The organism is Anaeromyxobacter sp., from assembly GCA_016718565.1.
Lineage (GTDB): Bacteria > Myxococcota > Myxococcia > Myxococcales > Anaeromyxobacteraceae > JADKCZ01.
This window is the reverse complement of record JADKCZ010000001.1, coordinates 16,343-29,906: the sequence shown is the minus strand read 5'-3', so window position 1 is coordinate 29,906 and position 13,564 is coordinate 16,343. Positions and strand designations below refer to the sequence as shown.

Annotated in this window: 11 protein-coding genes; 9 read left to right on the top strand and 2 right to left on the bottom strand. The window is 76.9% G+C overall.

What is annotated here, in order from left to right; translation table 11 throughout:
• The first annotated feature begins 12 nt into the window (after positions 1 to 12).
• The 6 genes from thiL (at position 13) to IPO09_00120 (ending at position 6,407) form a co-directional block, all read left to right on the top strand.
• Positions 13 to 1,002 (top strand): thiamine-phosphate kinase, encoded by a 990-nt coding sequence (thiL, locus tag IPO09_00145; GenBank protein MBK9515764.1) that lies wholly within the window; start codon positions 13 to 15, stop codon positions 1,000 to 1,002.
• A 105-nt stretch (positions 1,003 to 1,107) separates the two neighbouring features.
• On the top strand, positions 1,108 to 2,496 hold the full coding sequence (locus IPO09_00140) for a methyl-accepting chemotaxis protein (GenBank protein MBK9515763.1): 1,389 nt from the start codon (positions 1,108 to 1,110) through the stop codon (positions 2,494 to 2,496).
• A gap of 17 nt (positions 2,497 to 2,513) precedes the next feature.
• Positions 2,514 to 3,014: a chemotaxis protein CheW gene (locus tag IPO09_00135; GenBank protein ID MBK9515762.1), complete on the top strand. Its 501-nt coding sequence runs from the start codon at positions 2,514 to 2,516 to the stop codon at positions 3,012 to 3,014.
• Positions 3,015 to 3,159: 145 nt separating this feature from the next.
• Positions 3,160 to 3,528, top strand: a complete 369-nt coding sequence (locus IPO09_00130; protein MBK9515761.1) for a response regulator — start codon at positions 3,160 to 3,162, stop codon at positions 3,526 to 3,528.
• Positions 3,529 to 3,543: 15 nt separating this feature from the next.
• Positions 3,544 to 5,814, top strand: a complete 2,271-nt coding sequence (locus IPO09_00125; GenBank protein ID MBK9515760.1) for a chemotaxis protein CheA — start codon at positions 3,544 to 3,546, stop codon at positions 5,812 to 5,814.
• Positions 5,811 to 6,407 carry a chemotaxis protein CheC gene (locus IPO09_00120; GenBank protein MBK9515759.1) on the top strand — a complete coding sequence of 199 codons (597 nt, stop codon included), beginning with the start codon at positions 5,811 to 5,813 and terminating at the stop codon, positions 6,405 to 6,407. Before IPO09_00125 ends, IPO09_00120 begins: the two co-directional genes overlap by 4 nt.
• A gap of 552 nt (positions 6,408 to 6,959) precedes the next feature.
• On the opposite strand, the gene IPO09_00115 is transcribed toward IPO09_00120, so the two are convergent.
• Positions 6,960 to 7,352 (bottom strand): DUF559 domain-containing protein, encoded by a 393-nt coding sequence (locus IPO09_00115; protein MBK9515758.1) that lies wholly within the window; start codon positions 7,350 to 7,352, stop codon positions 6,960 to 6,962.
• Between the two features lie 625 nt (positions 7,353 to 7,977).
• On the opposite strand from IPO09_00115, the gene larB reads away from it, so the two are divergent.
• Genes larB through IPO09_00100 form a run of 3 tightly spaced genes read left to right on the top strand, consistent with a single transcriptional unit; the run spans position 7,978 to position 11,632 of the window.
• Positions 7,978 to 8,721 carry a nickel pincer cofactor biosynthesis protein LarB gene (gene larB, locus IPO09_00110; protein MBK9515757.1) on the top strand — a complete coding sequence of 248 codons (744 nt, stop codon included), beginning with the start codon at positions 7,978 to 7,980 and terminating at the stop codon, positions 8,719 to 8,721.
• Positions 8,722 to 8,723: 2 nt separating this feature from the next.
• On the top strand, positions 8,724 to 9,980 hold the full coding sequence (gene larC, locus IPO09_00105; GenBank protein MBK9515756.1) for a nickel pincer cofactor biosynthesis protein LarC: 1,257 nt from the start codon (positions 8,724 to 8,726) through the stop codon (positions 9,978 to 9,980).
• Positions 9,977 to 11,632 (top strand): PAS domain-containing protein, encoded by a 1,656-nt coding sequence (locus IPO09_00100; GenBank protein MBK9515755.1) that lies wholly within the window; start codon positions 9,977 to 9,979, stop codon positions 11,630 to 11,632. The genes larC and IPO09_00100 overlap by 4 nt, the downstream gene beginning before the upstream one ends.
• A 44-nt stretch (positions 11,633 to 11,676) precedes the next feature.
• On the opposite strand, the gene IPO09_00095 is transcribed toward IPO09_00100, so the two are convergent.
• Positions 11,677 to 13,344, bottom strand: a complete 1,668-nt coding sequence (locus IPO09_00095; protein MBK9515754.1) for a hypothetical protein — start codon at positions 13,342 to 13,344, stop codon at positions 11,677 to 11,679.
• Positions 13,345 to 13,564 lie beyond the last annotated feature (220 nt).

The window sequence follows — 13,564 nt, the reverse complement described above, 5'->3', positions numbered from 1 at the left end:
ACCACCCGCAGCGTGGGCCGGGCACGTCCACCGCCGCAGGGCGAGTTCGACCTCATCGCCGCCTTCACCCGCGCCCTGCCGCTCGCCGGCGAGGGGGTGCTGCTCGGGCCGGGCGACGACGCCGCCCTGCTGGCGGCGCCGCCCGGCGAGGAGCTGGTGGCCACGGTGGACGCGGTGGAGGAGGGGGTCCACTTCGACGCCCGCTTCACCCCGGGTGACATCGGCTGGAAGGCCCTGGCGGTCAACCTCTCCGACCTGGCCGCCATGGGCGCCCGGCCGCTCTGGGCGCTGGTGGCGCTGGGGGTGCCGCGCGGCACCCGCCCGGCCCGCCTGGCCGGGGTGGCGCGCGGCCTGGGCGCCTGCGCCCGCCGCTTCGGCGTCGTGGTGGTGGGCGGCAACGTCACCCGCGCCGCCGGCCTCTCGCTCACCGTCACGGTGGTGGGCGCGGCGCCGGCCGGCCGGGCGCTGCGGCGCGCCGGCGCCAGGGCGGGCGACGCGGTGCTGGTGTCCGGCAGCCTGGGCGAGGCGTCGCTGGGGCTGGAGCCCGGCGCCGCGCCGGCGCTGCGGCGCCGCCAGCGCCGCCCGGTGCCGCGCCTCGGGCTGGGCCGCGCCCTGGCCCCCTTCGCCAGCGCCGCCATCGACGTCTCCGACGGCCTGGTCCAGGACCTGGGCCACCTCTGCCAGGCCTCCGGGGTGGGGGCCTCGCTCCGGCTGGCCGAGCTGCCGCTCTCGGCCGCCTACCGCCGCGCCACCGCCGGCCGCCCCGATCCCTGGGCGGCGGCCCTCTCCGGCGGCGAGGACTACGAGCTGTGCCTCACCGTGCCGGTGCGCCGGGTGCCGGCGGCGCTGGCCGCGGCCCGCGCCGAGGGGACCCCGCTCGCGGTGATCGGCACCGTCACCCGCGCCCGCGGCGTGCAGGTGGCCCGCCCCGGCGGCGGCCACCACCCGGTGACCCGCGGCCACGACCACCTGGCGGCGGTGCGGCGGCTGGTCCGGCGCTGAGGACCGTCCGTCCGCCCCTCGCCCTCGTCTTTGACATCGCGCCGGGACGGCCTAGGATCGAACGGCCCGATTTTCCAGGGGCTTCCTGCTCCGACCGAGGTGACCGTGGCGCGATCCCGTGACGACCGACTGTCCACCCGCCCGTCGGCGCGCTGGCAGGACGCGCCGCACCTGGTGGCGGTGCGCGGCCGCGCCGCCGAGACCCCGCTGCGCCCGCCGCCCGAGGCCGCCGGCCTGACCGCCTCGCTGCAGGTCAAGCTGCTGGTGAGCTACCTGGTGGTGGGCCTGGTGCTGGTCTTCGCCTTCCCCTTCACCAACCGGCTCCTGCCCGAGGCCCCCTGGGCCGCCGGCGCGCTGGTGCTGCTCCTCACCCTGGTGCTGGGCCAGATCCTCACGGTGGGCATCGTCCGCACCGCCCGCGTCGGCCGCCTCAAGGAGTCGGCGGTGGAGATCAGCCGCGGCGACCTCTCGCGCACCGTCCTCTCCGAGGGGACCCGCACCTTCCAGGACGAGATCGACGAGCTGACCGGCGCCATCCGCACCATGCAGGAGAACCTGCGCGACCTGGTCTCCCGCATCCAGCGCACCGCCCAGTCGGTGGCCGACAGCGCCAACGACCTGCAGGCCTCCGCCGAGGAGGTCAACGCCTCCACCGACGAGGTGGCCTCCTCCATGGAGAAGATCGCCGAGGGCGCCGGCCAGCAGTCCGAGCTGGTGGAGCGCACCTCCAAGGTCATCGGCGAGATCGCCGCCTCCATCGAGCGCACCGCCAAGAGCGCCGAGGAGGCCGCCCGCGCCTCGGCCGAGACCTCGGCCTCGGCCGCCGGCGGCGGCGAGGCGGCCCGGCTGGCCGGCGAGAAGGTCAAGAAGGTCTTCGCCCGCATCGAGGCCGCCTCCGAGCAGGTCTTCGCCTTCGGCGAGCGCACCAAGGAGATCTCCAAGATCGTCGAGGTCATCACCTCGGTGGCCAACCAGACCAACCTGCTGGCGCTGAACGCCACCATCGAGGCGGCCCGCGCCGGCGAGTACGGCCGCGGCTTCGCGGTGGTGGCCGAGGAGGTGCGCAAGCTGGCCGAGAGCTCGGGCCGCTCCGCCGAGCAGATCTCCGACCTGGCCTCCGACATCTCCGGCCGCGCCGCCAAGGTGGTCGAGACCATGAAGGAGTCGGTCTCCGAGCTGGGCGAGGGGCGCGAGGACCTGAACGCCATCATCCGCACCCTGGCCGGCATCGCCCAGAACGTCCGCACCGGCGCCGACAAGGTGGAGGTCATCTCGGGGGCGGCCCGCGACCAGCTCAAGGGCTCGGCCGACATGGTCACCGCCATGGACCACATCTCCGAGGTGGCCAGCTCCAACGCCGGGGCCACCGAGCAGGTGCGCAAGGTGATCGCCGAGCAGACCGCCGCCGTGGCGCAGATGGCCAGCGCCGCCCAGGAGCTCACCAACCTCTCGGTCGAGCTGCAGACCGTGGTCTCGCGCTTCCGGCTCGGCTAGGGGAGGGCGGGGGCCCGGTGGCAGACCGACACGTCCTCTTCCGGGTGGCGCGCGAGCGCTACGCGCTGCCGCTCGAGGCGGTGCGCGAGGTGGTGCTGCCGCAGCCGCCCTTCGCGCTGGTGCCGCGCTCCGGCGGGGCGGTGCGCGGCGTGATGAACCTGCGCGGCCGGGTGGTGGCGGTGGTGGACCTGGCCGAGCTCATGGGGCTCGAGCCCAGGGCGCTCATGGCCGGGGCGGGGCAGGTGGTCATCCTGGAGCGCGACAAGCGCGCCCTCGGCCTGCTCATCGGCGGGGTGCTCGGGGTGGAGGCGCTGCCCAGCTGCGAGCCGGCGCCGCCGCCGGGGGCCGCCGGCCCGGGCAGCGCGCCGCCGGACGGCCGGCCGGCCGGCGCCGCGCCACCCCTGGACCCGCGCTCGAGCGTGGTCCGCGGGGTGGCCACCGCCTCCATGGGCGCCGTCACCCTCCTCGACCCCGCCGCCCTGGCGGCGGCCGCGGCGGCCATCTTCGGGGTCCGGTGAGCACATCGGCCCACCTGGCGCCCGCGCCGCACCGCGCGGCGGCGGCGGCGCCGGGCCGAGGGCGGCGCCTGGCCGCAGGACACTTCACCTTGTCGGTCGCGCGGGAGCGGTGTTACCGTCCCGGCGCGAGGAGAGAGGCCTGACCATGGCGAAGCGAGTCCTGATCGTCGACGACGCGATCTTCATGCGGAACATGATCAAGGACATCTTCGCCGGCTCGGGCTTCGAGGTGGTCGGAGAGGCCGCCAACGGGCTGGAGGCGGTGGAGAAGTACAAGGAGCTCAAGCCCGACCTCACCACCATGGACATCGTGATGCCCTTCAAGAGCGGCATCGAGGCCACCCGCGAGATCATCAAGCACGACGGGCGGGCGGTGGTGGTGATGTGCAGCGCGCTGGGCCAGGAGTCGCTGGTGATGGAGGCCATCGAGGCCGGGGCCAGCGACTTCATCGTCAAGCCGTTCAAGTCCGAGGACGTCCTCTCGGTGGTCAAGAAGGTCCTGGGCGACGCCTAGGCTGGGGCGGCCCACGTGCCCCTCGACCTCTCCCGCTACCTCTCGCTGTTCGTCGCCGAGGCCGGCGACCACCTCGACGGCTTCTCGCGCGGCCTGGTGGCGCTGGAGCAGCTGGTGCGCGACGGCGCGCCGCCCCACCAGGTGAAGCCGCAGGTGGACGCGCTCTTCCGCCACGCCCACAGCGTGAAGGGGATGAGCGCCTCGATGCAGCTCGGCGGGGTGGCCGGCCTGGCCCACCGCGCCGAGGACCTGGTGGACCTCTACCGGGCCGAGCCGTCGCGGGTGGAGGCGGCCGGCATCGACCTCCTGCTGGCCGCCGGCGACGCCCTGGCCGAGCTGGTGGACCTGGCCTCGCGCGGCGAGCCGGCCGAGCCCGACCTGGCGCTGGTGGTGCGCCTCTCCGACGCGGTCCGCCGGGTCAAGGACGGCCGCGACCTGGCCACCGGGGAGCTCACCGTTCGATCCGGCGCGGAGCCCACCGTTCGCGCCGATCCTCCTTCTCCCGTTCGTGCCGAGCGCAGCGCCGGCACCGCCGGCGCGGAGTCGAGGCACGCCCCACCGGGAGGGGCGCCCCTCGACTCCCCGAGCGGCGCCGGGCCCGTGGTGATCGAGGCCGAGCAGCCGGCCGAGACCGAGACCGCGACCCCGTACTCGACCCCGACCCCGACCGCGACCCCGACCCCGCGACCCCCCACCGACCCCCCCGCCCCCCGACCCCCGACCCCGACCCCGGCGTCCACCGAGACACCAGCTCCGGTCCCGCCGCCTCCCGCCCCCGACCCCGCCGGCCTGGCGGGCGCCAGCCCCAGGCGCCGGGTCCTCGTCGAGGTGGAGGTGGCCGCGGCCTGCCCGGTGCCGGCGGTGCGCGCCTTCCTGGTGGTGAAGAAGCTCGGCGCCCTGGGCCTGGTGGCCCGCACCGCCCCCAGCGTGGACGAGCTCAAGGCCGGCCGCCTGCCCGGCCGCCGGCTCTCGGTGCACCTCGACACCAGCGAGCCCCTCGACCGGCTCACCCGCGCCCTGGCGCAGATCTCCGACCTGGGCCACGTGGCGCTGCGCGAGGCCGACGAGGCCCCGGCCCCGCCGGTGGCCCCGCCCGCCGCCACCTCGCCCACCGGCGCCCCTCCGGCCGAGCCCAGCCGCACCGTACGGGTCCGCACCGAGATCCTGGACGGCTTCGTGGACGCGGTGGGCGAGCTGCTCCTGGCCACCGCCCGCATCCGCGAGGTGGGACGCGCCCTGCCGGAGGTGCACCGCCCGCCGCTCGACGAGGGGGTGGACCGCCTCCACGCCATCGTCAAGGACCTGCACGACAAGGTGATGGCGGTGCGCATGACCCCCCTGGCCACCGTCACCGAGCGGCTGCCGCGGGCGGCGCGCGACGTGGCCCGCCGGCTCGGCCGCCAGGTCGAGGTGGAGATCCGCGGCGCCGAGATCGAGCTCGACCGCGCCATCCTGGAGGAGCTGGCCGATCCGCTGCTGCACGTGCTGCGCAACGCGGTGGACCACGGCATCGAGGCGCCCCACCTGCGCCTGCTGGCCGGCAAGCCGGCCACCGGCCACATCACCGTGACGGCCCGGCGCGACCGCGACCGGGTGGTGCTGGAGATCGCCGACGACGGCAAGGGCATGTCGGCGGGCCGGCTGCGCGAGGCGGCGGTGGCCCGCGGCGCCCTGGGCGCGGCCCAGGCGGCCGCCCTCACCGACAAGGAGGCCCTGCTGCTGGCCTGCCTGCCGGGGGTCTCCACCGCCGAGCAGGTCACCGACGTCTCCGGCCGCGGCGTGGGGCTCGACGCGGTCAAGCGCACCGTGGAGGCGGTGGGCGGCACCGTCGAGCTGGAGAGCGCGCCCGGCGTCGGCACCCGCCTGGTGCTGCGCCTGCCGCTCACGGTGGCGGTGCAGCCGGTGCTGCTGGTGGGCGTGGGCGACGAGATCCTCGGGCTGCCCATCTCCAAGGTCCACGGCGCGGCCCACGTGGCCTTCGCCTCGCTCGACCGCAGCCGCGGCGCCCCCATCCTCCCCTACGACGGCGAGCTGGTGCCGGTGCACGACCTGGCGGCGCTGCTCGGCTTCCCCTCGGACGGGCGGGACGACCGCGCGGTGGTGGTGGCCGAGGGGGCCGACGGCCGCATCGGCCTGGTGGTGGACGCCCTGCTCGGCCAGCAGGAGGCGGTCCTCAAGCCCCTCGGGTCGCCGCTCAGCGGGGTGGCCGGCCTGTCCGCCGTCACCGTGCTCGGCACCGGGCGGCCGGTCTTCATCCTCGACGTCCCCCGGCTGCTGGCCGCGTGAGCCGGCCGGTCTTCACCCCGCGCCAGCTGGACGCGCTGCAGGAGCTCACCTCCATCGGCTGCGGGGCCGCCCTCACCGCCCTGGCCAAGCTGGCCAGGCTGCGGCTCGACATGGACGTGCCGGAGGCCTGGGTGGGCGCCGGCGCCGGCGCCATCGCCGGCTTCCTCGGCGCCATGGGGAGCGAGCTGGTCTGCGCCGGCGTCAAGCTGGAGGGGCCGCTCACCGGCGACCTCCTGCTGGCGCTGCCCGAGGCCGACGCCGAGGCCCTGGTCATGGCGCTGGGCACGCCGGTCGAGGCCGGCCGCTTCGGGCCGCTGGCCGAGAGCGCCATCATGGAGTCGGGCAACATCGTGGGCTCGGCCTTCGTGTCGGCGGTGGCCAAGGTGGTGGGCGAGACCCTGCTCCTCTCGGTGCCGTCCTTCGCCCGCGGCTCCGGCAAGGCCTGCGTCGATCGGCTGGTGGCCCACGCCGGCTCGGTGGCCCTGGCCACCCGCTTCACCTCGCCCGCCCGGCCGAAGCTGGAGGGGCTCATCCTGGTGATGCCCGAGCCGGCCCGCATCACCCGGCTGCTGGCGCACCTCGACCTGCGCTGAGGCATCCGCCCACGGACGAGCAGGCCCTCCGCCGGCCGGTCGCTGGCGTGCAGGTCCCCGATCGGCCCCCTCACCCCGGCCCTCTCCCCCAGCCAGCTGGGGGAGAGGGAGCGCAGAGGCGTGGACGCTCCCAGAGCCAGCGCAGGATGAGCGCGGGCCCATTGTCGGTGCACCCTCTCCCCCGCAGCGGCGGGGGAGAGGGCCGGGGTGAGGGGGCACCCGCGACCATCACGGACAAGCCTCCCTCTCCCCCCCGGGGGAGAGGGCCGGGTGAGGGGGCACCTGCGACCATCACGGACAAGCCTCCCTCTCCCCCCCGGGGGAGAGGGCGGGGGTGAGGGGGCTCGGGCGAGCGGGCCGGCGCGGCTGGCAGGATGCTCACCTGGGTTCAGCGGAAGCTGAGCCCGTGCGTCGCCGCCTGCATGTTCGGTGAAAGGTGAACACGTGCGTCAGCGCCCCAACTGGTCGGTGCACCCTCTCCCCCGCAGCGGCGGGGGAGAGGGCCGGGGTGAGGGGGCTCGGGCGAGGAGCCCGGCGCGGCTGGCAGGGCGCTCACCCGCCAGGTGAGCCACCGATCTCCGGGTCCTTCCCGCCTCGTCGCGCCACGGCGCTCCAGATCGCCTCGGCCACCACCGCCGGCTCGAGGAGGGCCTCCACGTCGGTGAACCGCAGCACCTCGATCCCCTCCGAGCCCAGCCATGCGTCGCGCGCCGCGTCGCGGGCCTGGTGCGCCTCCTCGAAGTGCTGGCCACCATCGAGCTCGACCGCCAGGTGGGCCTCCCGACAGAAGAAGTCGAGCGTGTACGGCCCCAGGGTGTGCTGGCGCCGGAACTTGGCGCCCAGCCGCCGCGCCCGCAGCATCGACCAGACCGAGGCCTCGGCGTCGGTCTGCGCCCGCCGCAGTCCGCGCCTGAACTCCAGGGGTGTCTTCCGGCGGACCGGCATCCCACCAGCATGGATCCCGGGTCCGACGCTCGGCACGCCATCCAGCCTGGACCCGCCCGGCGACCCTGTCGGCGAGCCGAGGCGCTCCTGCCCCCTCACCCCGGCCCTCTCCCCCAGCTCGCTGGGGGAGAGGGAGCGCAGAGGAATGAACGCTCCCAGAGCCAGCGCAGGACGGGCACCAACGAGAGCGCCTGCGGGGCCAGCGCAGGCTGAGCACGGGCCCGAGTGGCCGACGTGGTCGGTGCACCCTCTCCTTCGAAGCGCCGTGGGAGCCGGGCGCCGTGTGGCCCCCTCACCCCGGCCCTCTCCCCCAGCGAGCTGGGGGAGAGGGAGCGCAGAGGAATGAACGCTCCCAGAGCCAGCGCAGGACGGGCGCCGGCGGGAGCGCCCGTGGGCTCAGCGCAGGACGGACACTGGCGAGAGCGCCCGCGGGCTCAGCGAAGGATGAGCACCTGGGTCAGCGCCGGACGCAGGTCGGTGCACCCTCTCCCCCGCAGCGGCGGGGGAGAGGGCCGGGGTGAGGGGGCTGACGGGCGCCCGCCCCGCCACCTCCGGCCGGGCTCCGCGCCCCGCCGGTTGAATCCCGGGCCTGGCCCGCGGCGGCCTGCTACGCTCGCTCACCACCATGGACGAGAAGGCCCTGCGCTCGCTGCTCTCCAGGCTCCGGCGGGGTGACACCACCCTGGACGCGGCCGTGGCCGCGCTCAAGGGCGCCCCCTTCGAGCGGCTGGGCGACCTGGCCACCGTGGACACCCACCGGGCCCTGCGCACCGGCCTGCCCGAGGTGGTGCTGGCCGAGCGCAAGACCGCCGCCCAGGTGGCCGCCATCGCCAGGCGCATCGCCGCCCACGGGCCGCTCCTGGTCACCCGGCTCTCCAGGGAGAAGGCCGGCCCGGCCCGCCGGGCGGTCAAGGGCTCCATCTACGACCCGGTCTCGCGCACCCTCCGGCGCGGCCGCATGGAGGTGCCGGCCAGGGGGCCGGTGGCCATCTGCTCGGCCGGCACCAGCGACCTGCCGGTGTGCGAGGAGGCGGCCGTCACCCTGGAGGTCATGGGGGTGGAGGTGCTCAGGGTCTACGACGTGGGGGTGGCCGGGCTGCACCGCCTCCTGGCGCGCCGCGGCGAGCTCGACCGGGCCCGGGCGGTCATCGCGGTGGCCGGCATGGAGGGGGCGCTGCCCAGCGTGGTGGGCGGGCTGGTGGGGCGGCCGGTCATCGGCGTCCCCACCTCGGTGGGCTACGGCGCCAACCTGGGCGGCCTGGCGCCGCTCCTCACCATGCTCAACTCCTGCGCGCCCAACGTCACCGTGGTCAACGTGGACAACGGCTTCGGCGCGGCCTTCGTGGCCGGGCTCATCGCCCGGGGCTGACCATGGCCGCCGCCACGCCCCCCTCGCTCCTGGTCCTCGAGCCCATCGGCGGCATCGCCGGCGACATGTTCCTGGCCGCGGCGCTCGACGCCGGCGTGGACCGGGCCGCGCTCGAGGCGGCCCTGGCCACCCTCGGCCTGCCCGGCTGGCGGCTCGAGGTGACCCGCCGCAGCGTCTCCGGCATCTCGGCCACCCACGTGGAGGTGGTGGTCACCGGCGAGCAGCCCGGGTCCCGCCGGCGCTCGCAGATCCTCGACCTCATCCAGCGCTCCGGCCTCTCGCCGCGCGCCCGCGCCACCGCCTGCGCCCTCTTCGAGCGGGTCGGCCGCGCCGAGGCCACGGTGCACGGCGTGCCGCTGGAGGAGGTCCACTTCCACGAGGTGGGCGCGGTGGACTCGGTGGTGGACCTGTGCGGCGCCGTGGTGGTGCTGGAGCTGCTGGGCTGGCCGCGGGTGGTGTCGGCGCCGCCCGAGCTCGGCCGCGGCCTCACCCGCACCGCCCACGGCCCCATGCCGGTGCCGCCGCCGGCCGTGCTGGAGCTGCTCACCGGGGTGCCCATCCGCCCCGGCGGCCCGCCCGGCGAAGCCGTCACGCCCACCGGCGCGGCGCTGCTGGCCCACTTCGCCGCGGTGGGGCCGCTGCCGGCCCACGTCCCGCTGCGGGTGGGCTACGGGGCCGGCACCGTCACCTGGCCGGATCGCCCCAACCTGCTCCGGCTCACCCTGGCCGAGCCGGCCGCGCTGGCCGCCGCCTCGCCGGGCGCCGGCCCCGCCGAGGACCCCGAGGGCCTCTACGTGGTGGAGACCACCCTCGACGACTGCCCCGGCCAGCTGGTGGCGCGGGCCATGGAGGTGCTGCTGGAGCTGGGGGCCCTCGACGCCTGGGCCGCGCCCATCACCATGAAGAAGGGGCGCCCCGGCGTGCTGCTCTCCGCCCTCTGCGACGGCGCCCACCGGGCCGCCGCGGCGCGCGCGCTGCTCACCGAGACCACCACCCTGGGCGTCCGCTGGCACCGGGTGGAGCGCCAGGTGGCCGGGCGCGAGTGGCACGAGGTGGAGACCGGGCACGGCCCGGTGCGGGTCAAGGTGGCCCTGCTCGACGGCCGCGAGGTGGGGGCTCACCCGGAGTACGAGGACTGCCTGGCCCGCGCCCGCGCCGCCGGGGTGCCGGTGAGGGAGGTCCAGGCCGCCGCGCTGGCCGCCTGGCGCGCCCGGGCCGGTCGCGCACCTGCTACCATCCCGCCGGGGAGCGCGACGTGACCAGCAGCCGAGCCACACCACCGGGCGCCGCCGCGCCGCCGCCCGCGCGGCCCGCCGCCACCGTCCCCGCCGAGGAGCCGCCCGCCTCGGCCGCCCTCTTCCTCGGGCCACTCCTCGACCTCTCGCACGACCTGGCCTGGGCCCGCACCGAGCCCGAGGTGTGCGCCGCGGTGGCCAGCGCGCTGGAGGGGCTGTTCCCCGGCCGCCGCCACGCGGTGCGGCTGCTCGATCCGCGCACCCTGGCCCTCACCGCCATCCGGGCCAAGGGGCCGCTGCGCCAGCCCGACCTGCCCGCGCTGGTGCTGGGGCGCGACACGGCCCGCCAGGCCGGCCTCTCACCCGAGGCGCTCCAGGCGGCCGGCGTCACCATCGCGGCGGCCGACGCCCCGCTCTTCGAGGGCAGCGGCACGGTCACCGTGGCGCCGCTGGCCGTGGCCGGCGCGCTGCACGGCCTCGTCAACCTGGAGTACGAGCCGGACGGCGACCAGGTGCCGGCGGCCGACGAGGTGATGCTGCGCCAGCTGGCCAACCTGGCCGCGCTGGGGGCCCGCAACCTGCGCTCCATGGAGGAGCTGGCCTCGCTCAAGACCTACCTGGAGGACCTCATCGAGCACGCCAACGCGCTCATCGCCGTGGTGGGGCGCGACCGGCGGGTCACCGTCTGGAACGGCGGGCTGACCCGGCTCACCGGGGTGCCGCGCGGCGAGGCGCGGGGGCGCGAGCTCACGGACTTCGCCGTGGCCGACGAGCGGGCGGCCCTGGCCGCGCTGCTCGACCGCTCGCTGGCCGGCGAGGCGGTGGACGGCTTCGAGACGCGGCTCACCGCCCCCGGCGGCGAGGCCCGGGTGGCCTTCAACACCGCCCCGGTGCGCACCGCCGCCGGCGTCGTCGAGGCGGTGGTGGCCATCGGCCAGGACCTGACGCGCCTGAGGAACCTGGAGGCCGCCGCCGAGCAGGCCGAGAAGATGGCCGGCCTGGGGCGGCTGGCCGCCGGCATCGTGCACGAGCTCAACAACCCGCTGGTGGCGGTCACCATGTACGCCGAGGCGCTCTACGAGAAGTGGGCCTTCTCCTCCGGCGCCACCGCCGACCTGGAGAAGATCAAGGCCATCAAGGACGCCGGCCAGCGCATCCAGAAGCTGACCCGCGACCTGACCGCCTACGCCCGCGGCGGCTCGTCGAGGCCGGAGCCGCTGGACCTGGCGCCGCTGCTCGACCAGGCGGCGCGCATGTGCAAGCCGGCCCTCAAGGAGGCCAGCGCCGAGGTGGAGCGGGCCTTCGCCGAGGTGCCGCAGGTGGACGCCTCCAAGGCGGCCCTGGTGCAGGCCTTCGTGAACCTGATCACCAACGCCAGCCAGGCCCTGGCGCCCGGCGGCGGCCACGTGCGGCTGGGGCTCACGGTCGCCGGTGGGCGGGTGCTGGCGTCGGTGCGGGACGACGGCGCCGGCATGGCGCCCGACGTGCTGGCGCGCGCCTTCGAGCCCTTCTTCACCACCCGGCCCGGGCGCGGCATCGGCCTGGGGCTGGCCACCGCGCGCGGCATCGTGGAGCGCTACGGGGGCACCATCGCCATCGAGAGCGCCGCCGGCCAGGGGGCCACCGTGACGGTGAGCCTGCCGGCGCGGGCCGTGGACGGGCCGCCCCGTCCGTAGGCCCGCCGGTCCGGAGTCGAGGGGCGCCCAGCGGGCCCCGCGCCCTACTTCTCCACGCTCAGGACCGCGTACCCCGCGAACGACGGCAGGATGGTGGACACCGAGTAGCCGCTCGGGTTCAGCCGGATCGACACCTCGCCCCCGTCGGCCGGCTGGAAGCGGGCCTTGCGGGCCGCGCCCACCAGGTGCATCCCCAGGAACAGCGTGTTCCCCTGCGAGCGCTCCGGCCCCAGCGTGGCCAGGTGCACGTCCAGCGACTCGCCCTGCCGCCAGACCCGCACCGCCAGCTTGGCCCGCCCGGTCACGCCCACGGCGCGCCGTCCCTTGCCGAGCAGCGCCGCCAGCGCTTTCTCCAGCAGCCCGTCGTCCAGCCGGGGCTCGTCGCCGCGCGGCGAGACCAGCGCCGGCAGCTCGGCCACCGTGCCGCCGCCGGCCTTCACGCCGCCCGGCTTGCCCGCCGGCAGGAAGCTGCCCGGCCCATGGCCCGCCCCGTCCACCTCGCTGGGCGCGCCGAAGGTGAGCACCCCGCCGCCGTTCTCCAGCCGCCGCGACAGCGCCCGCGCCTCGTGGCCGCCCAGGCCGGCCGCGTCGGCCAGCACGATCACCGCGCTCGGCGGCGCGTCGGAGAGCCGCAAGACCACCGGGGCCTGCACGTGGTGGGCGGCCAGCGCCTCGGCCGCCAGCTCCACGGCGCGGCGGTGGCGGCCGCCGCTCCACAGGTCGGCCTCGGCCGAGTAGAGCAGGGCGCACTCCGCCAGCGGCTCGGCGGCGCCCGGGGCGCGCCCGGCCTCGGCCACCTGCCGCACCACCCGGCGCACCCGGGCCAGCTGCAGCCCCACCTCCGGGCCGCCCTCCAGGCCGGCCAGCCCCACGCCGAAGGGCGCGCCCAGCGAGGCCAGCCGCAGCAGCTGGGCCGGCGGGGTGCCGGACGGGGCGGTCACTGCCACCGGCCGGCGCCCCATGGCGGCCCGCAGGAGCGCGAACAGCCCCAGCCCCTGGGTGGCCGCGTCGCCGGTCGGGAAGACCGCCGCATCCAGGTGGCGCGCCGCCGCCAGCTGGGCCGGCCCCACCGCCTCGAACCAGGCGGACACGGAGAAGGGGCGGCCGGCGGCGCGGGCGGCGTCGTTGGCGGCGCGGGCGTGCGACGCCACCGCCCGCTCCAGCGACTCGTGGCGGAAGCGCCAGAAGTCGCGGCCGAAGGGCAGGGCGGAGAAGCCCAGCGCGCCCGGGGCGCTGGCCACCGCCTCGCGCGCCAGCTTCAGGTAGTCGAGCGGCTGGAACTGGTCGCCGTACTCGCGCGAGAGGCGGCGCCCGAACTCGCGCTGGCAGTCGGGGCAGAAGCCGGCGCCCAGCAGCCCCTGCGCCAGCGAGGCGTCGGGCCGGTCGAGCGAGACGCCGGCGAACCCGGCCAGCAGCGCGGCCCGGGCCGCCTCGGCCACGCGGACGCGGTGGCGCTCCGAGGTGAGGCAGGCGCGCGCCGGCCCGCCCAGGCCGGAGGGCGTGCCGTCGGCGGCGCGGCAGGCCTCGGCCTCCGAGGCGGCGCGCCCCACCGGCAGCTCCGCCAGCGCGGTGGTCAGCAGCGCCGCCGGCAGCGGGTCGGCGGTGGAGACCACCAGCGGACCGGCCACCTGGGTGGCGGCCACCCGCGCCACCTCCTCCGGCAGGGCGCCCACGGTGAGGCGGTAGGGGGCGTAGGCGGCGCGCAAGGGCATCGGGCGTGGGAGGGTACACCAGCCGTTCCGGCCCCGTGTAGGGCCGCCGAGACCGGCACCGGTGGTCCGCATCCACCCGCGTCCCGCGGTGTAGGTACAGGTCGTCCAACCTCTCGTTGACGCGCAGGAAATTCCCGTGCTACCTCTACGCCAGGGCTCCACGACAGCGCGCGGGGGAGGCGTCACACACGCGCGCGGCGGGGCCCTCTTCGGAGGCCAC